Here is a 17402-nt window from a genome sequence, read left to right as displayed (position 1 = left end):
CGCTAGGCTCGACGCATGCACGTCCACGTCGCCGACCACCCGTTGATCTCGCACAAGCTCACCGTGCTGCGCGACCGCGAGACCGACTCCCCCACGTTCCGCAGGCTCGCCGAGGAGCTCGTGACCCTGCTGGCGTACGAGGCGACCCGCGACGTGCGCGTCGAGCCGGTCGACGTGCAGACGCCCGTCGCCACGGCCACCGGCGTGCGGCTCACGTCGCCGCGTCCGCTCGTCGTCCCGATCCTGCGCGCGGGCCTGGGCATGCTCGAGGGCATGCAGCGCCTGCTGCCGACCGCCGAGGTCGGGTTCCTGGGCATGATCCGCAACGAGGAGACGCTCGAGGCCGACACCTACGCCGAGCGCCTGCCCGACGACCTGGCCGGGCGCCAGTGCTACGTGCTCGACCCGATGCTGGCCACCGGCGGCACGCTCGCGGCGGCCATCGACTTCCTGGTGAAGCGCGGCGCCGACCACATCACGGCGGTGTGCCTGCTGGCGGCGCCCGAGGGCGTGGCGCGCGTCGAGCGCGACCTGGCCGACGTCGGCGTGCCGGTCACGCTGGTGACGGCCGGCCTGGACGAGCGCCTCGACGAGAACGGCTACATCGTGCCGGGCCTGGGCGACGCGGGCGACCGCCTGTACGGCGTCGTCTGACGCTCGCCGTCCAGGCGGCCGGCGCGGGTCAGCCGAGCACGTCGGTGTTGAAGATGACCCAGAAGATGACGACGATCGCGATCGCGCCGATCAGCAGGCCGATGCCGCGGCCCCAGACCTCGTCATCGCCCTCGGGGCGGTCGTACTGGTCCTTGTCCATCGGGACTCCCTGGTCTCGAACGGCTCCCTCCGCGCGGCCAGCCTAGGGCAGCGCCGGTCCCGGCGCAGGGACGTGACGCCTGCTGGACGTCCCTGGGCCGCCGTGCGGCGCTTGGGCGAGGGCGACAGAGTGTGGGGGTGAGCGACGAGGCCCTCGACACCGGCGTGCCCTGCACCGCCGAGACCCCCGACCCCCGCCGCTGGCGCATCCTGGCGGTGACCCTGGTGGTCGGCTTCATGTCGCTGCTGGACGTCACGATCGTCAACGTCGCCATCCCCTCGATCCAGGAGGGCCTGGACTCCTCCGCGTCCACGGTGCAGTGGGTCGTCTCGGGCTACGCGCTCGCGTTCGGCCTGACCCTGGTCGCCGGCGGACGCCTCGGCGACGCGTACGGACGTCGCCGGCTCATGCTCGGCGGGCTCGTCGGGTTCGTGCTCTCGAGCGCGGCGGTCGGCCTCGCCCCCACCGCCGAGCTGGTCATCGTCGCCCGGCTCCTGCAGGGCGCCGCCGCCGGGCTGCTGACGCCGCAGAGCTCGGGCCTCATCCAGGAGCTGTTCTCCGGCTCCGAGCGCGGCCGCGCGTTCGGCTACTTCGGGCTCACCGTGTCGATCGCCTCGGCCGCCGGACCGCTGCTGGGCGGCCTCATCATCGCCGCCGCGGGGCCCGAGCTCGGCTGGCGCCTGCTGTTCCTCATCAACGTCCCGATCGGGCTGGTCGCCATGGTCGCAGTCGCCCGGCTGGTGCCGCCGCCCGACGACGGCGCGTCCCCCGACCGCATCGACGTCGCCGGGGCCGTGCTGCTGGGCCTCAGCGTGCTGTGCCTGCTGTACCCGCTGGTGAGCATCGAGGCCGGACGCCGGCTGCCGCTCGTCCTGCTCGTCGGGGTGCCGCTGTTCGCTTACGCCTTCGGCCGCTGGGAGCGCCGCCTCGTCCGCCGCGGCCACTCGCCGCTCCTCGACCTCGACCTGCTGCGCCGACTGCCGGGCTACGGCAGCGGGATGCTCATCGGCACGCTGTACTTCACCGGCTTCACCGGCGTCTTCCTGACGGCATCGGTCTGGCTGCAGGACTCGCGCGACGTCAGCGCGCTGCACGCCGGCCTCCTGCTCACTCCGTTCGCCGCCGGCTCGGCGATCTCGTCGCCGCTGGCCGGACGGTTCGTGAACCGCGTCGGACGTCCGCTCACGGTCGTCGCCATCGCGGCGATGATGGCCGCCGTGGCCGCTGCGGCCGCGATCGGGCCCGGACGCACGACTCCCGAGCTGGCCTGGGCGTTCGCCCCGTTCCTGTTCCTGGCCGGGCTGGGCGGCGGCGCCGTCGTCAGTCCCAACATCACGCTCACGCTGAGCGAGGTGCCGCCGCGCATGGGCGGCGCGGCCGGCGGCGCCCTGCAGACCGGACAGCGCATCGGCTCGTCGATCGGCGCCGCGCTGCTCATGACCGTCTACCAGGTCGTCGCGGCCGACCAGGGTGGCGACGCCGGCTTCCGCACCGCGCTGGCGACCGCCCTGGCCGTCCTGTCGCTGGCGCTCGCCGCCGCGGTCGTCGCCTGGCGCACCGCCCGGCGGACGCCGGTCGCCGCCTGACCCTCGGGGGTCAGAGGGCGCGCAGGATGTCCTCGACCCGCTCCTTGGCGTCGCCGAACAGCATCTGGGTGTTGTCGCGGAAGAACAGCGGGTTCTGCACGCCCGCGTAGCCCGCGGCCATCGAGCGCTTGAACACCACGACGTTCTCGGCCTCCCAGACCCGCAGCACCGGCATGCCGGCGATCGGGCTGGACGGGTCCTCGGCCGCCGCCGGGTTCACCGTGTCGTTGGCGCCGATGACCAGCACGACGGACGTGTCGGCCAGGTCGTCGTTGACCTCGTCCATCTCCAGCACGATGTCGTAGGGCACCTTGGCCTCGGCGAGCAGCACGTTCATGTGCCCGGGCAGGCGTCCGGCGACCGGGTGGATGCCGAAGCGGACGTCCACGCCGCGCTCGCGCAGCTTCCGCACCAGGTCGGCGACGGGGTACTGCGCCTGGGCGACGGCCATGCCGTAGCCGGGGGTGATGACGACCGACCGCGCGTTCTTGAGCAGCTCGGCGGTGTCGGCGGCGTCGACCTCGCGGTGGTCGCCGTAGTCGGTGTCGGACGCCGGGCCGGCCTCGATGCCGAAGCCACCGGCGATGACCGAGATGAACGAGCGGTTCATCGCCTGGCACATGATGTAGCTCAGGTAGGCGCCCGAGGAGCCGACGAGCGCGCCGGTGACGATCAGCAGGTCGTTGTTGAGCAGGAAGCCCGACGCCGCCGCGGCCCAGCCCGAGTAGCTGTTGAGCATCGACACGACCACGGGCATGTCGCCGCCGCCGATGGACGCCACCAGGTGCCAGCCGAGCGCGAGCGCCAGCAGCGTCACCAGCACGAGCAGCCACAGGTGCGGGTCGGCCACGAACCAGATGGTCAGCAGCACGAACAGGCCGAGCGCGCCGAGGTTGAGGTAGTTCTTGCCCGGCAGCATGAGCGGGCTCGACTTCATCCGTCCCGACAGCTTGAGGAACGCCACGATCGAGCCGGTGAACGTCACCGCGCCGATGAAGACGCCGATGAACACCTCCGCGTCGTGGACGCCCGCCAGGTCGCCCAGACTCCAGTGGCGGTCCCGGTACTCCAGGTACGCGTTCCAGCCCACGAGCACCGCGGCCAGGCCGACGAAGCTGTGCAGCAGCGCGATGAGCTCGGGCATCTGCGTCATCTCGACGATGCGCGCGCGCCACAGGCCGATCGCGGCGCCGGCCACGACGGCCACGAGCAGCAGCAGGACCGGCAGCACCTCGTCGCGGTCGGCCGACACGTCGACGACGACCATGAACGTCGCGACGAGCGCGAGCGCCATGCCGGCGATCCCGAACGACAGGCCGCCGCGGGCGGTCTCGTGCTTGCTCAGCCCGGCGAGGCTGAGGATGAACAGGAGCGCGGCGACGACGTAGGCCGCGGTGGCGAGACTGAAGACGTCCACGGGCGGTCAGCCTTTCGAGAACATGCTGAGCATGCGTCGGGTCACGGCGAAGCCGCCGAAGACGTTGATGCTGGCCAGGAGCACGGCCGCGAACGCGAGGGTGCGGATCACGGCGTCGTCGTCGACCAGCTGGAGCATGGCGCCGACGACGATGATGCCGCTGATGGCGTTGGTGACGCTCATGAGCGGCGTGTGCAGCGCGTGGTGCACCTTGCCGATGACGTAGTAGCCGATGACGACGGCCAGCATGAAGACGGTGAAGTGCTGCGGCAGCGGGTCCGGCGCCGCGGCGACGACGAGGAAGTACGCGACCAGTCCGGCGACGGCCAGGCCGAGCTTCGTCGACGCGGCCATCGGCTGCTTGGCCGGGGCTGGCTCGGGCGTGGCGACGGGCTGCGCGGCCGGCGCGGCCGAGACCTGCACCGGCGGGGGCGGCCAGAGCGTGTCGCCCTCGTGCACGACGGTGATCGAGCGCTGCACGACGTCCTCGAGGTCCAGCACGAGGCGGCCGTCCTTCTCGGGGGTCAGCAGCTTGAGCAGGTTCACCAGGTTGGTGCCGTACAGCTGGGACGCCTGGGCGGGCAGGCGTCCGGCCAGGTCGGTGTAGCCCAGGATCGTCACGCCGTTCTCCGTGACGATCTTCTGGCCGGCGACGCTGCCCTCGACGTTGCCGCCCTGCGCGGCCGCCATGTCGACGACCACGCTGCCGGGCTTCATGCTGGCCACGTCCGCGGCGGTCAGCAGGCGCGGCGCGGGACGTCCGGGGATGAGCGCGGTGGTGATGACGATGTCGACCTCGCGGGCCTGCTCGGAGTAGATCTCCGCGGCCCGGCGGTCGTAGGCCTCGCTGGTGGCCTTGGCGTACCCGTCGCTGCTCTCCATCTGCTCCTCGACCTCCACGGCGAGGTACTCGCCGCCGATCGAGCGCACCTGGTCGGCGACCTCGGGACGCGGGTCGGTGGCGCGGACGACGGCGCCGAGGCTGCTGGCCGCACCGATCGCCGCCAGGCCGGCGACGCCGGCACCGGCGACCAGCACGGTGGCCGGCGGCACCTTGCCCGCGGCGGTCACCTGGCCGGTGAAGAAGCGTCCGAACTCGTGCGCCGCCTCGACGATGGCGCGGTAGCCGGCGATGTTGGCCATCGAGCTGAGCACGTCCATGGACTGGGCCCGCGAGATGCGCGGCACCGCGTCCATGGCCAGCGCGGTGATCGGCCGGCGCGACAGCGCCTCGACCAGCTCGGGGTTCTGCGCCGGGGCGAAGATGCCCACGACCGTCGCCCGCTCCGACATGCGGGCGATCTCGGCCTCGCTGGGCGCGACGACCTTGAGCACCACGTCGGCGGCCCAGGCCTGCTGGGCGTCGACGACCTCGGCCCCCGCCTCGGCGTAGGCCTCGTCGGGGAAGTCGGCGTGGCGGCCGGCCCCGGCCTCGACGACGACCTCGTATCCGAGCGCGATGAGCTGGCGGACCGTCGCGGGCGTGCCCGCGACCCTGGTCTCGCCGGGACTCGTCTCTGCGACGACCGCGATCAACATGGGGTGACCGTAGCCGTTGCGCAGGGCCGTCCTCTGTGACCTGGACCACCCGTCCGACGGGCGGGACCCATGTGACATCGGTAGTGGCACATTCACGATGTCACGGGTACGGTGCCCTCATGACTGCAACCGAACGCTTCGACGGACAGGTCGCGCTGGTCACCGGCGCGGCCCGCGGCATCGGCGCCGGCGTGGCCCGCGGCTACGTCGAGCGCGGCGGACGCGTGGCGCTCGTCGGCCTCGAGCCCGACCGCCTCGCCGCGCTCGCCGACGAGCTCGGCCCCGCCGCCGCGTGGTGGGAGGCCGACGTCCGCGACAGCGCGTCGCTGAAGGCGGCGATCGACGCCGCCGCCACGCACTTCGGCCGGCTCGACCACGTGCTGGCCAACGCCGGCATCGCCTCGTACGGCACCGTGCGGCAGACCGAGGACGCCACGTTCGAGCGCGTCGTCGACATCAACCTCAACGGCGTCTTCCGCACCCTCAAGCACGCCATCCCCCACCTGGAGCGCACCCGCGGCTACGCCCTGGTCGTCTCCTCGCTCGCCGCGTTCACCCCGGCTGCGGGGCTCGGCGCCTACACCGCCAGCAAGGCCGGGGCCGAGAACCTGGCCGTCGCGACCCGCCAGGAGGTCGCCCATCTCGGCATCACCGTCGGCTCGTGCCACCCGGGCTGGGTCGACACCGACATCGTCCGGGGCGCCGAGGACGACCTGCCGTCGTTCAAGCAGGCTCGTCAGCGCATGCCGTGGCCGGCGAACGGCACCGCCGACGTCGACCTGGCGGTCCAGCTGATCCTGCGCGGCATGGCCCGGCGCAAGACCCGCGTGTACGTGCCGGGCAAGGTCGCCGCCGCCGCCTGGAGCAAGGCGTTCGTCACCTCCAAGGCGGCCTGGCCGTACCTGCGCCGCGTCGTGGGGCCGCTCGTGCCGCAGATGGAGCGCGAGGTCGAGGCCCTGGGCCGCCAGCACAGCAACCACGTGCCGACCGGCCGCGGGACCGCCACCTCCTGAGCGTCCCTCCGGCTTCGGCATGCAGGTTGCTGCGCGCACCGATAGCGTCCGCGTGCCGAAGTCGTCGTGCCAAGGAGGGCGCATGAAGAAGTCCAAGGTCCTGCTCGCAGCAGCCGCCGTCATGGTCGTGCTGGGGGTGGTGCTCATGGTCATGCCGACCCCGGGCGAGCCCGATCTCGTCTGCGCCCCCGACGGCGCCCCGTCGTCCGGCTACGCCGACGGCGACCAGGACGACTGCCCGGTGACGATCGAGAGCGCCAACGAGTACAACGACTGGGCCTCCGGCCCGCGCTGGGACAACATCGCCGGGCTCGTGCTCGTCGTGGCCGGCGTCGGCACCGGCGTGGTCGCGCTCGTGAAGGCGCGCCGCCGCTCCCCCGACGCCGTCTAGACCGACTGCACGGAGGCGGCGAGCGACACCATGTGGTTGAGCCGCGCCAGCTCCGAGGGCAGGATCGCCGGGCCGCCGTGCCGTCCCACCACGAGGACGAACGGGCGGCCCGAGCGGTCCTTGCCCGGGGCGCCGGCCAGCACCGTGGAGTCCCACGCCGGGACGTCCGGCAGCAGGGTGGCCGCCGCGACCCCGAGCCACTCCTCGCACGCGGGGACGAGCTCGGGGGCGGACGGGGACTCCTCGCGGACCTCGAGCCGGCCGTCGCGGTGGTGGACGATCATCGCCCAGTCGACGCGGAACGTGTCGGGCAGCACCTCGACCAGGCGGGCGAGCGCGACGTCGGGGTCCTCGGTGAAGCGCTCGATCGCCTCGAGGTCCAGCGACAGGCTCGCGCCGGCGTTGTAGCGCGAGATCCAGTGGACGCGGACGCCCTCGAGCTCGTGGCAGGCCGTCACCAGCGCGTCGGGCATGATCTGCGGCGGCAGCTCGCACAGGACGTCGTCCAGCGCCGTGCCGTCGGGCCGGTGCTCGACGATCTCGAGCGCCTCGATGTCCGCTCCCGCAGCACCCAGCGCGCTCGCGAGCATGCCGAGCGAGCCGGGGACGTCCGGGAGCTCCACGCGCAGCAGGAAGGCCATGGCGCCATCATCCCCTGACCGGGTTTCGGTTGTATGTCGCCGCTACGGTAGCGGCGTGAGCGCGTCAGCCCCGTCCCGTACCCGCACCGCCTTCCGCGTCGTCGCGATCGCCGAGGCCTTCTCGTGGGGCGGCCTGCTGGTCGCCATGTTCTTCAAGTGGGTCGTGCAGGAGGACCCGCACAGCGGCATCGAGGGCGGCGTCCCGGTCATGGGCGCGGTCCACGGCGCGGTCTTCGTCGCCTACGCCGTCATGTGCCTGGTCGCCTGGCGCCAGTTCCGCTGGTCGTTCAAGGTCGCGGTGCTGGCCGGCCTCTCGGCGATCCCGCCGTTCGTGAGCATCGTCTTCGAGCGCAAGGCGGACGCCAAGGGCCTGCTGCAGCGCCGCGCCGACGCCCCCGTCGCCGCCTGACGCGGCCGGTCACTCCCCAGGCCGCTCAGCGCAGCGGGTCGAAGGACGCGAGCACCGGCTCGGTCTCGCGGCCGGTGATGTCGCGGGCGAGCAGCCGGCCCGACAGCGGGCCGAGCGCGATGCCCCACATGCCGTGGCCGCCGTTGACCGAGACCCGGGGCGAGCGCGTGCGTCCGATCAGCGGCAGGCCGTCGACCGTGCAGGGACGCGAGCCCACCCACTCGTCGGTGCGCGCCTCCCAGTCGACACCGGTGAGCATCGGACGGGCGGCGTCGACGATGGCCTGGATGCGGCGCGGGTCGAGCGCGGCGTCGGGCTTGCGGAACTCCATCATCCCCGCGACGCGGAACCCGGCGGGCGCGTCCGGGGTGCCCAGCGGGGTGCAGGCCACGCGCTGGATCGGGAAGTAGACCGGGTTGGTCGGCATGACCTCGGGCTGCACGGTGAAGCTGTAGCCGCGTCCGGCCTGCACGATCGCCTTCACGCCGTGCGGACGCACCAAGCCGCCGAGCCAGGCGCCGGTCGCGACGACCACGTGGTCGGTCTCGAACGTCTCGCCACCCGCGGCGACGACGCGTGCCGCGGCGCCGGTGTCGTCGACCCGCTCGACCACGACGTCGGTGCGCAACGTGGCGCCGCGCGCCACCACGGCATCGGCGAGCGCGTGGACGTAGCGGCCCGGGTTGATGAAGCGCTGGCCGTGCAGTGCGATGCCGTGCGTGACGCCGGCGCCGAGCGTCGGCTCGAGCTTCTTGATCTCGTCCTCGGTGAGCAGCTCGTAGTCGGTCGTGCCGCCCCACTCCCGGACGTGCTCGAACTCGGTCTCCAGCACCTGACGGTCGGACTCGGAGGCGAAGCCGGCCAGGAACGGCTCGGCCGGCTTCGTCGCCTCGGCCACGTCGAGCTGGGCGAAGGCGTCCAGGGCGTGCGCGTTGACCCGGTTGAAGACCTCCATGGCCGCGCGCCAGCGACCGGGCGTGCAGTGCCGGACGAACCCGACCAGGAAGCGCACGAGACGCGGGTCGGCGGTCGGGGGCACGTAGACCGGCGACGACGACTTGAGCATCGAGCGCATGCCGGACGCGAGGATGGCCGGGTCGTTGAGCGGCAGCGTCAGCGCGGGAGCCAGCCAGCCGGCGTTCCCCCACGACGAGCCCGCCGCGACGCCCTGGCGATCGAGCACGGTGACCTCGACGCCCTCCTCCTGCAGGTGCCAGGCCGTGGCCAGCCCGACCATCCCGGCTCCGACGACGACCACCCTGCGCGGGCTGCTGTGCGGCATGACGCTCCTCCGTGACGCGTGACTCCAGAGGTCCCAGGATGAATACTCGGACGTGTCATGCGGGTTACGACCGCATGATCTTCACCGATCAGGCCGACCAGTGATGATGCTTCGACCGAGACGAGCGACCGTGCCCCTGCCGCCGAACGATGTTCGCCCCCGCCTGGACGAGGTCGACCTGCACCTGCTGTCGCTGCTGCAGGCCGACGGACGCACGCCCAACAACCTGCTCGCCGAGCAGGCCGGCATCGCACCGTCGACCTGCCTGAACCGGGTGCGTCGGCTGCGCGAGATCGGGGCGATCCGCGGGGTGCACGCCGAGGTCGACCCGGCCTGGCTCGGCCGTCCGGTGCAGGCGATGATCGCCGTCCGGCTGCGGCCCGACGCGCGCGGCGCGCTGCAGACCTTCGCCCGCAGCGTCGCCCAGCTGCCCGAGGTGCTGAACGTCTACTTCGTCTCCGGGTCGTACGACTTCCTCATGCACGTCGCGACGTCGGACACCGAGGCGCTGCGCAAGGTGCTGGTCGAGGACGTGAGCGGACGTCCGGTGGTGGCGAGCACCGAGACCCACCTGATCTTCGAGCACGTCCGCGGCGGGGCCGCCGGGACGGACCCGGTCACGCCGCCTTCGGCGCGTTCGGGACGGTGACGGCGGTCCGCAGGTCGTCGAGCAGGCGGCGCAGCAGGCGCGAGACCTGCATCTGCGACACCCCGAGCTCGTCGGCGATCTGCTGCTGGCTCATCTCGCAGAAGAAGCGCAGCCACAGCAGCTTGCGGTCGCGCGGCGACAGGTCGCGGCAGGCCGGCGACAGCGTGACGAGGGACTCGATCATCTCGTAGGCCTCGTGCGTGGAGTCGACCGGGTCGCTGTCGCGCTCGTCGAGCGAGACCGGCGCGAAGCCCGACCGGGCGGTGAGCGCCTCGCGCACCTCGGCCTCGGGCACGCCGAGGTCGGCCGCGATCTCGGCGGTGGTGGGCTCGTGCGCGTCCTGCTGCTGGAAGCGGGCGGTGGCCTCGACGATGTCGGGCAGCATCTCCTGGATGCGTCGCGGCGGGCGGATCGTCCAGCCCTCGTCGCGGAAGTAACGCTTGATCTCGCCGAGGATGGTCGGGACGGCGTAGCCGACGAAGTCGCCGCGCTCGGGGTCGAATCGCCGGACCGCCTTCACCAGCCCGAGCTGGGCCACCTGGCGCAGGTCCTCGATGTCCTGGCCGCGGTTCGCGTAGCGGGCGGCCAGCGAGCGGGCCAGGCCGAGATGACGCTCGACCACCTCGTTCTCGGCGCGGCGGCGCCGCCCGAGGTCGGACGCGGTGCGCGCCTGGTGCAGAAGCTCGCGGATCTCGGTGTCGTCGACCATCGTCGGATGCCCCCCAGCACGGTCCTCGGGGCCACGGAACGGGCCCTCCTCGCCACCGTCGCACGGGGCAAAGACCCGGGCAACACGAAGCGGATGGGCTTGCGGGAGGGGGACCTGAGGAGCATGATCCGCGGGTGCCCCAGTACCGGATCATCGACGACAAGCAGGCCGTGGAGGCCACCACCGAGCACGCCCGCGACGAGCAGGCTGACCAGTGGTTCACCGGGTGGGTGCTGGAAGGCGGACCCAGCCGCGGCACGCGTCCGCACCACCTCGAGCGCCAGGACGGCTCGAGCTGGACGAACGTCGCGTCCTGGGTCGTCGCCGAGTAGCTAGGCGCCCTTCGCCGTCCGGCGCGTGCTGGACGTCTTCTTGGCGGCGGTCTTCTTGGCGGCCGTCTTCTTGGCCGGTGCCTTCTTCGCGGCGGTCTTCTTCGCCGCGGTCTTCTTGGCCGGTGCCTTCTTCTCCGCGCTCGCGGACTTCGTGGCCGCGGTCTTGCGGGTCGACGTCTTCCGCGCCGGCTTCTCGTCGTCCTCGTCCGAGGACGACGAGGAGCCGCCGCGCTTGGCCGCCGACCGTCGGTCGACGCTGCGCTTGAGCGCCTCCATGAGGTCGACGACGTCGGCGCCGCCGGACTCCTCGGGCTGCTCGCCGAAGGTGGCGTCGGTGTCGAGGCTGTCGCCCTGCTCGAGCTTGGCGTCGACGAGCTGGCGCAGCTGCACCTGGTAGTCGTCCTCGAACTCGCCCGGGTCGAAGTCGGCGGCCATCGACTCCACGAGCTGGGCGGCCATGTCACGCTCCTTGGGGCTCACCTTGGGCGAGCCCTGCAGCACGTCGAACTCGGCCTCGCGCACCTCGTCCTGCCACAGCAGCGTCTGCAGCACGAGCACGTCGCCGCGCACCCGCAGCGCGGCCAGCCGGGTCTTCTGGCGCAGCGCGAACGTGACGATCGCGGTGCGGTCGGTCTCCTCCAGCGCCTGGCGCAGCAGCGAGTACGCCTTGAGCGCCTTCTCGTCCGGCTCCAGGTAGTACGCCTTGTCGTAGTGCAGCGGGTCGATCTGGTCGTCGGGGACGAACTCGACGACGTCGATCTCGCGGCTCTGCTCGGCGGGCAGGCTGGCGAAGTCCTCGTCGGTGAGGACGACGGTGCGGTTGCCGTCGTCGTAGGCCTTGTCGATGTCCTCGAACTTCACGACCTTGCCGCAGATCTCGCAGCGGCGCTGGTACCGGATGCGCCCGCCGTCGGCGGAGTGCACCTGGTGCAGCGAGACGTCGTGGCTCTGCGTGGCGCTGTAGACGCGCACGGGGACGTTGACGAGCCCGAAGCTGATCGCGCCCTTCCAGATCGACCGCATGGCCATCCTTCCCTCGGCTTGCACCGAGTGTGGCGTGTCCGGGCATGCAGTGGCGACTCGAGGGCCGGCGCGTCACACTCGGCCCGTGGCCGAGACGAAGCAGACCGTCAGCATCGCGGGCCGCCACCTGCGCCTGACGAACCCCGACAAGGTGCTGTACCCCGCGACCGGCACCACCAAGGCGGACGTCATCGCCTACTACGTCGAGATCGCCCCGTACCTGCTGCCGCACGTGGCCGACCGGGTCGCGACGCGCAAGCGGTGGGTCAACGGCGTGGGCACCGACGACGCGCCCGGCGAGGTGTTCTTCGAGAAGAACCTGCCCGACTCCGCACCGGACTGGATCCGCCGCGTGACCATCGAGCACAAGAAGCGCGTGAGCGAGTACCCGGTGCTCGCCAGCGAGGCCGACCTGGCCTGGACGGCGCAGGTCGCCGCGCTCGAGATCCACGTCCCGCAGTGGCGGGTCGACGCGCAGGGCGTGGCGCTGAACCCCGACCGGCTCGTGGTCGACCTCGACCCGGGTCCGGGCGCCGGGCTGCCCGAGTGCGTCGAGGTGGCCAAGCACGCGCGGGCGATCCTGTCCGACGTCGGGCTGGACGCCTTCCCGGTCACCAGCGGCAGCAAGGGCATCCACCTCTACGCCGGCCTGGACGGCGAGCACGACTCGGACTACGTCCGCGAGTTCGCCCACCAGATGGCGCTCGCGCTGGAGTCCGAGCTGCCCGACCTCGTGGTCAGCTCGATGAAGAAGTCGCTGCGCGGCGGCAAGGTGCTGGTCGACTGGAGCCAGAACAACGCGGCGAAGACGACGATCGCGCCGTACTCCCTGCGCGGACGCCTGCACCCCACCGTCGCGGTGCCGCGGGCGTGGGACGAGCTCGACGACCCCGAGCTGCGCCACCTGACGTTCGACGAGGTGCTCGAGCGCATGCGCGAGCGCGACGACCCGATGGCCGGCATCTACGGCGAGGCGGCACCGTCGGGGTCGGACAAGCTCGACGTCTACCGCTCCAAGCGGGACGCCGCCCGCACCCCCGAGCCGGTGCCCGGCGAGGGCGAGGCGATGCCCGGCTCGGCCACCGGCGAGCTGTCCTTCGTCGTCCAGGAGCACCACGCGAGCCGCCTGCACTGGGACTTCCGGCTCGAGCACGACGGCGTGCTCGTCTCGTGGGCGCTGCCCAAGGGCGTCCCGACGGACGTGAAGCAGAACCACCTCGCGGTGCAGACCGAGGACCACCCGATGGAGTACGGGACGTTCGAGGGCTCCATCCCGGCCGCCGAGTACGGCGGCGGCGAGGTGACCATCTGGGACACCGGCACCTACGAGCTGGAGAAGTGGCGCGACGACGAGGTCATCGCCGTCCTGACCGGCACCAAGCCGGGCGGCATCGGCGGCACGCGGCGCTACGCGCTCATCCGCACCGGCCGCTCGGGCAAGAAGGACCAGTGGCTCATCCACCTCATGAAGGACCAGCCGGAGTCCGTTCGCCGGAGGTCCGGACGCCCGTCGCACGCCGACGCGCCGAAGGGCGGGGCCCGCGCCGGACGTCGCGGCACCCCGCCGCCCACGGTCGCGCCCATGCTGGCGACGCTGGCCAAGCCCGGCGCCGTCGACGACGACCACGAGTGGGCCTTCGAGATGAAGTGGGACGGCTACCGCATCGTGGCCTCGGTCGACGGGGACGCCGTGCGCCTCACCAGCCGCAACGGCAAGGACTACACCGGCAACTACCCGGTCGTCGCCGACGCGCTGGCCGCCCTCGACCTGCCCGCCACCGTGCTGGACGGCGAGGTCGTCGCGCTGGACGAGAAGGGCGTCCCCCGGTTCGGGCTGCTGCAGAACGCCGGCTCGGGCGGGGTCGACCTGCGGTACGAGGTCTTCGACGTCCTGCGGGCGGACGGGCAGGACGTGACCGACCAGCCGTACACCGCCCGGCGCGAGCTCCTGCGCGAGCTCGTGCCCGACGGCGACGTCGTCCAGGTGCCAGAGGCGTTCGCCGGCGACCTGGAGCAGGCGGTCGAGGAGTCCCACCGGCTCGGCCTCGAGGGCGTCGTGGCCAAGGTCGCCGACAGCCGCTACCGCCCCGGCAGGCGTTCCGACGCCTGGCTCAAGCTCAAGCACCAGCGGATGCAGGAGGTGGTGGTCGGCGGATGGCGGCCGGGCAACGGGGCGCGCAGCGGCACGATCGGCTCGCTGCTGCTGGGCATCCCAGGTGAGGACGGCCTGCACTACGCGGGCCGGGTCGGCACCGGGTTCAGCGAGCAGGTGCTGGAGGACCTGCTGCGCCGGCTGAACCGGCTCGAGCGCAAGACGTCCCCCTTCGTGGACGTCCCGCGCGACGCCGCCAAGGACGCCCACTGGGTCACGCCCCGGCTCGTCGGCGAGGTGACCTTCACCGAGTGGACGGCCGACGGCAGCCTGCGGCATCCCGCCTGGCGGGGCCTGCGCCCGGACAAGACGCCCGAGGACGTCCGCCCCGAGTAGGTGTTTCGCCCCCGCCGTCAGGGGGAACCTCCCGGGCATGAGCGACGAGACGACCTACCCCGCACAGCAGCAGGAGCCCCCGGGCCGCACGCAGGACATGAACCCCGTGCCCGACCACGGCGAGCGCTCCTACGTCGGCTCCGGCAAGCTCGAGGGCAAGCGCGCCCTCATCACCGGCGGCGACTCAGGCATCGGCCGCGCGGTCGCGATCGCGTACGCCCGCGAGGGCGCCGACGTGGCGATCACCCACCTGCCCGAGGAGAAGGACGACGCCGAGTCCACGTGCGCCGTCGTCGAGGCGGCCGGCCGCAAGGCCGTGGCGATCGAGGTCGACCTGCGCGAGCGCGACGAGTGCGACCGCGTCGTGCGCGACACGATCGCCGCGCTCGGCGGCCTGGACGTCCTGGTCAACAACGCCGGCTACCAGATGCCGCGCGAGGGCGGCCTGGACGAGATGAGCGACGAGCGCCTCGACCGCACGCTCAAGACGAACCTCTACGCGCTGTTCTGGCTGACCCGCGCGGCGTCGCGACACCTGCCCGAGGGCGGCTCGATCATCAACAACACGTCGATCCAGGCTTACGACCCCAGCGAGGCCCTGCTCGACTACGCCGCCACCAAGGCCGCGATCAACAACATCACGGTCAACCTGGCCAGCGAGCTCGGCCCGCGCGGCATCCGCGTCAACGCCGTCGCGCCCGGCCCGATCTGGACGCCGCTCCAGCCGGCGACGCAGCCGCCGGAGAAGATCGAGAAGTTCGGCCAGGACACGCCCCTGGGACGTCCGGGCCAACCGGCCGAGGTGGCCCCGGCGTTCGTCTTCCTGGCCTCCGACCGCGACGCCAGCTACGTGTCGGGCACCGTCCTCGGCGTCACCGGCGGCAAGCCCGTCTTCTAGAACCTGAGAAGTCGCCGTGCTCGGGGTGCCACCCCGTGCTCGGAGGTGTAGGAAGGTACGACGATGCCCAGCAACCGCGAGAACAGCCTGAAGAACCCGGAGATGTATGAGTCGCTCCGGGACGACGGCGCGAGCAAGGAGAAGGCGGCACGCATCTCCAACGCCGCCGCCAAGCAGGGCACCGAGTCCGTCGGCAGCAAGGGCGGACAGTCCGGCTCCTACGAGGACTGGACCGTCGACGAGCTGCGCAAGCGGGCCAAGGAGCTCGGGCTCGGCAACTACTCGAGCAAGAAGAAGTCCGAGCTGATCAAGGCACTGCGCGACCACTGAGAGGAACCCCATGGGTGTGTTCAGGAAGAAGACCACGAAGGACAAGCTCGAGGACAGCCTGAGCGGGCTGCGCACGCAGCTCGTCGACGTGAAGGACGCCGTGGTCGAGTCCGCGCCGGGCTGGCGCGACGACGCGATCGAGCAGGCCAAGCACGTCCGCGACCACGCGACCGACCTGGCCTCCGAGCACGGCCCGAAGGCCAAGGCCCAGGCCGCGGCGCTCGCGGCCGAGGCCCAGCGCCGTCTGCCCGAGCTGGTGGCCAAGCTGCCCGACTCGGTCGGCGAGCGTCTGCCCGACTCGATCAGCCAGCCGCCGAAGAAGAAGGGCGGCAAGCGCACCGTCGCGCTGTTCGCCCTGCTCGGTGGCGCCGCCGCCGGCGCCTTCGTCGTGCTGAAGCGTCGCTCGGCCGGCGCCCCGGTGCCGCCGCCGGCTCCGGCCCCGACCGGCACGGGCGCCACCGTCCCGCCCGCCTCGGCCAGCACCAACGGCCAGACCGGCAACGGCGCGCTCGACGACGCGCTCACCAGCGAGCTGAAGATCAACGAGAAGTAGTCGCTCGACGACGCTCGACCGAGGACCCCGTGGCACCGGCCACGGGGTCCTCGGCATGCTGGGGGCGTGGACGACGCCCTGACGATCTGGCCGCTGCGCGGCATCCCCGAGGTCTCCCCCGGTGACGACCTGGCCGCGCTCGTGGCCGAGGCGGCCGGCCCGACGCTGCGCGACGGCGACGTCGTCGCGGTCTCCAGCAAGGTGGTCTCGAAGGCCGAGGGCCGCGTCGTCGCGGCCGACGACCGCGAGGACGCAATCACCGCCGAGACCGTCCGGGTCGTCGCCCGGCGCGAGCACCCCGGCGGGGTGACCCGCATCGTGCAGAACCGGCAGGGCTTCGTCATGGCCGCCGCGGGCGTGGACGCCAGCAACACCCCCGAGGGCACCGTGCTGCTCCTGCCGCTCGACCCCGACGCGTCTGCCCGCGCCCTGCGCGCGGCGCTGCAGGACCGGCTCGGCGTCCGGGTCGCGGTGGTCGTCACCGACACCTTCGGACGTCCGTGGCGCGTGGGCCAGACCGACGTCGCGCTCGGGGTCGCCGGGCTCGTGCCCGTGCTCGACCTCGCCGGCACCCGCGACGCCCACGGCCGCGAGCTGCACGTCACCCAGACCGCCGTCGCCGACCAGGTCGCGGGTGCGGCGGAGCTGGTGATGGGCAAGGCCAGCCAGTGCCCGGTCGCCGTCGTCCGCGGGCTCGCCCGGCACGTCACCGAGGACGACGGACCCGGCGCGGCGGCGCTCGTCCGCGACGCCGAGCGCGACATGTTCCGCCTGGGCTCGGACGAGGCGTACGCCCAGGGGCTGGCCGACGGGCGGGCCGAGCGCGACGGCGAGGGGCGCTAGCCGGCCAGGAAGCTGAGCCGCACCTGCCGCTCGGGGTTGTCGACGTTCGTGTCGACGACGCACACCGACTGCCAGGTGCCCAGCGCGAGGCGCCCGCCGAGCACGGGCACGGTGAGCGACGGGGACAGGAACGCGGGGACGACGTGGTCGCGGCCGTGACCGGGCGTGCCGTGCTGGTGGATCCAGCGGCTGTCGCGCGGCAGCAGGTCGTCCAGCGCGGTCAGCGTGTCGTCGTCGCTGCCGGCCCCGGTCTCGATGATGGCCAGGCCCGCCGTCGCGTGCGGCACGAACACGTGGAGCAGCCCGTCCGCCTCGTCGCGGACGAACGCCGCGCATCGGTCGGTGACGTCGCGGACGACGGCCGAGCCGCCGGTGGTCAGGTCGAAGGTCTCGCTGCGCATGCCTCGATCGTGCCGCGTCCGGACGGCCTCGGCACGCCTGGCTAAGAGAACCCTCACCCGTCAACCCCCGATCTCGAGGTGCGG

Annotated in this window: 20 protein-coding genes; 12 read left to right on the top strand and 8 right to left on the bottom strand. The window is 72.6% G+C overall.

Translation table 11 applies throughout. The annotated features are described in order from the left end of the window. The first annotated feature begins 15 nt into the window (after window positions 1-15). Entirely contained in the window at window positions 16-654 is a 639-nt protein-coding gene (gene upp / locus E0W78_RS01065; RefSeq protein WP_131402002.1) for a uracil phosphoribosyltransferase, read from the top strand. Window positions 655-682: 28 nt separating this feature from the next. On the opposite strand, the gene E0W78_RS16930 is transcribed toward upp, so the two are convergent. Then, a complete protein-coding gene (locus E0W78_RS16930; protein ID WP_019143876.1) occupies window positions 683-814 on the bottom strand; it encodes a hypothetical protein in 132 nt (43 codons plus the stop codon). A 137-nt stretch (window positions 815-951) separates the two neighbouring features. Here E0W78_RS16930 and E0W78_RS01060 point away from each other — a divergent pair, with 137 nt between their 5' ends. Next, window positions 952-2400: an MFS transporter gene (locus E0W78_RS01060; protein WP_242686170.1), complete on the top strand. Its 1449-nt coding sequence runs from the start codon at window positions 952-954 to the stop codon at window positions 2398-2400. 10 nt (window positions 2401-2410) lie between these two features. Here the strand turns inward: E0W78_RS01060 and pntB are convergent, their stop codons facing one another. Further along, window positions 2411-3817: a Re/Si-specific NAD(P)(+) transhydrogenase subunit beta gene (gene pntB, locus E0W78_RS01055; RefSeq protein WP_131402001.1), complete on the bottom strand. Its 1407-nt coding sequence runs from the start codon at window positions 3815-3817 to the stop codon at window positions 2411-2413. A 6-nt stretch (window positions 3818-3823) separates the two neighbouring features. Continuing rightward, window positions 3824-5356 (bottom strand): Re/Si-specific NAD(P)(+) transhydrogenase subunit alpha, encoded by a 1533-nt coding sequence (locus E0W78_RS01050; RefSeq protein WP_131402000.1) that lies wholly within the window; start codon window positions 5354-5356, stop codon window positions 3824-3826. A gap of 119 nt (window positions 5357-5475) precedes the next feature. Between E0W78_RS01050 and E0W78_RS01045 the strand changes: the two genes are divergently transcribed. Next, complete coding sequence (locus E0W78_RS01045; RefSeq protein WP_131401999.1) at window positions 5476-6369, top strand: SDR family oxidoreductase; 894 nt, start codon at window positions 5476-5478, stop codon at window positions 6367-6369. An 82-nt stretch (window positions 6370-6451) separates the two neighbouring features. After that, the gene (locus tag E0W78_RS01040) at window positions 6452-6760 is read left to right on the top strand and encodes a hypothetical protein (RefSeq protein WP_131401998.1); all 309 of its coding nucleotides are present in this window, start codon (window positions 6452-6454) and stop codon (window positions 6758-6760) included. Here E0W78_RS01040 and E0W78_RS01035 read toward each other — a convergent pair. Continuing rightward, window positions 6757-7401: an amino acid-binding protein gene (locus tag E0W78_RS01035; RefSeq protein WP_131401997.1), complete on the bottom strand. Its 645-nt coding sequence runs from the start codon at window positions 7399-7401 to the stop codon at window positions 6757-6759. The genes E0W78_RS01040 and E0W78_RS01035 overlap by 4 nt on opposite strands. Before the next feature lie 55 nt (window positions 7402-7456). Between E0W78_RS01035 and E0W78_RS01030 the strand changes: the two genes are divergently transcribed. Then, entirely contained in the window at window positions 7457-7810 is a 354-nt protein-coding gene (locus E0W78_RS01030) for a DUF3817 domain-containing protein (protein ID WP_242686169.1), read from the top strand. Window positions 7811-7835: 25 nt separating this feature from the next. On the opposite strand, the gene E0W78_RS01025 is transcribed toward E0W78_RS01030, so the two are convergent. Further along, window positions 7836-9092, bottom strand: a complete 1257-nt coding sequence (locus E0W78_RS01025; RefSeq protein ID WP_131401995.1) for an FAD-dependent oxidoreductase — start codon at window positions 9090-9092, stop codon at window positions 7836-7838. Window positions 9093-9222: 130 nt separating this feature from the next. Between E0W78_RS01025 and E0W78_RS01020 the strand changes: the two genes are divergently transcribed. Then, window positions 9223-9741 (top strand): Lrp/AsnC family transcriptional regulator, encoded by a 519-nt coding sequence (locus E0W78_RS01020; RefSeq protein ID WP_131401994.1) that lies wholly within the window; start codon window positions 9223-9225, stop codon window positions 9739-9741. Here E0W78_RS01020 and E0W78_RS01015 read toward each other — a convergent pair. Then, a complete protein-coding gene (locus tag E0W78_RS01015; protein ID WP_131401993.1) occupies window positions 9710-10450 on the bottom strand; it encodes a sigma-70 family RNA polymerase sigma factor in 741 nt (246 codons plus the stop codon). The genes E0W78_RS01020 and E0W78_RS01015 overlap by 32 nt on opposite strands. A gap of 134 nt (window positions 10451-10584) precedes the next feature. On the opposite strand from E0W78_RS01015, the gene E0W78_RS01010 reads away from it, so the two are divergent. Further along, window positions 10585-10782: a hypothetical protein gene (locus E0W78_RS01010; protein ID WP_131401992.1), complete on the top strand. Its 198-nt coding sequence runs from the start codon at window positions 10585-10587 to the stop codon at window positions 10780-10782. Here the strand turns inward: E0W78_RS01010 and E0W78_RS01005 are convergent, their stop codons facing one another. After that, window positions 10783-11805, bottom strand: a complete 1023-nt coding sequence (locus tag E0W78_RS01005; protein WP_131401991.1) for a Ku protein — start codon at window positions 11803-11805, stop codon at window positions 10783-10785. An 85-nt stretch (window positions 11806-11890) separates the two neighbouring features. On the opposite strand from E0W78_RS01005, the gene E0W78_RS01000 reads away from it, so the two are divergent. The 5 genes from E0W78_RS01000 (at window position 11891) to E0W78_RS00980 (ending at window position 16917) form a co-directional block, all read left to right on the top strand. Then, window positions 11891-14293 (top strand): ATP-dependent DNA ligase, encoded by a 2403-nt coding sequence (locus E0W78_RS01000; RefSeq protein WP_242686168.1) that lies wholly within the window; start codon window positions 11891-11893, stop codon window positions 14291-14293. Between the two features lie 37 nt (window positions 14294-14330). Further along, complete coding sequence (locus E0W78_RS00995; RefSeq protein WP_131401989.1) at window positions 14331-15191, top strand: SDR family oxidoreductase; 861 nt, start codon at window positions 14331-14333, stop codon at window positions 15189-15191. A gap of 63 nt (window positions 15192-15254) precedes the next feature. Next, window positions 15255-15521 (top strand): Rho termination factor N-terminal domain-containing protein, encoded by a 267-nt coding sequence (locus tag E0W78_RS00990; RefSeq protein WP_131401988.1) that lies wholly within the window; start codon window positions 15255-15257, stop codon window positions 15519-15521. A 10-nt stretch (window positions 15522-15531) separates the two neighbouring features. Continuing rightward, window positions 15532-16074, top strand: a complete 543-nt coding sequence (locus E0W78_RS00985; protein WP_131401987.1) for a hypothetical protein — start codon at window positions 15532-15534, stop codon at window positions 16072-16074. Between the two features lie 66 nt (window positions 16075-16140). After that, window positions 16141-16917, top strand: a complete 777-nt coding sequence (locus tag E0W78_RS00980; protein WP_131401986.1) for a coenzyme F420-0:L-glutamate ligase — start codon at window positions 16141-16143, stop codon at window positions 16915-16917. Here the strand turns inward: E0W78_RS00980 and E0W78_RS00975 are convergent. Next, on the bottom strand, window positions 16914-17318 hold the full coding sequence (locus tag E0W78_RS00975; RefSeq protein WP_131401985.1) for a YjbQ family protein: 405 nt from the start codon (window positions 17316-17318) through the stop codon (window positions 16914-16916). The two genes, E0W78_RS00980 and E0W78_RS00975, sit on opposite strands and share 4 nt — an antisense overlap. Window positions 17319-17402: the final 84 nt, after the last annotated feature.

This window comes from Aeromicrobium sp. IC_218 (genome assembly GCF_004336805.1).
Classification (GTDB): Bacteria; Actinomycetota; Actinomycetes; order Propionibacteriales; family Nocardioidaceae; genus Aeromicrobium.
The sequence above is the reverse complement of the archived record's forward strand: the minus strand, read 5'-3'. Positions and strand labels throughout refer to the sequence as shown.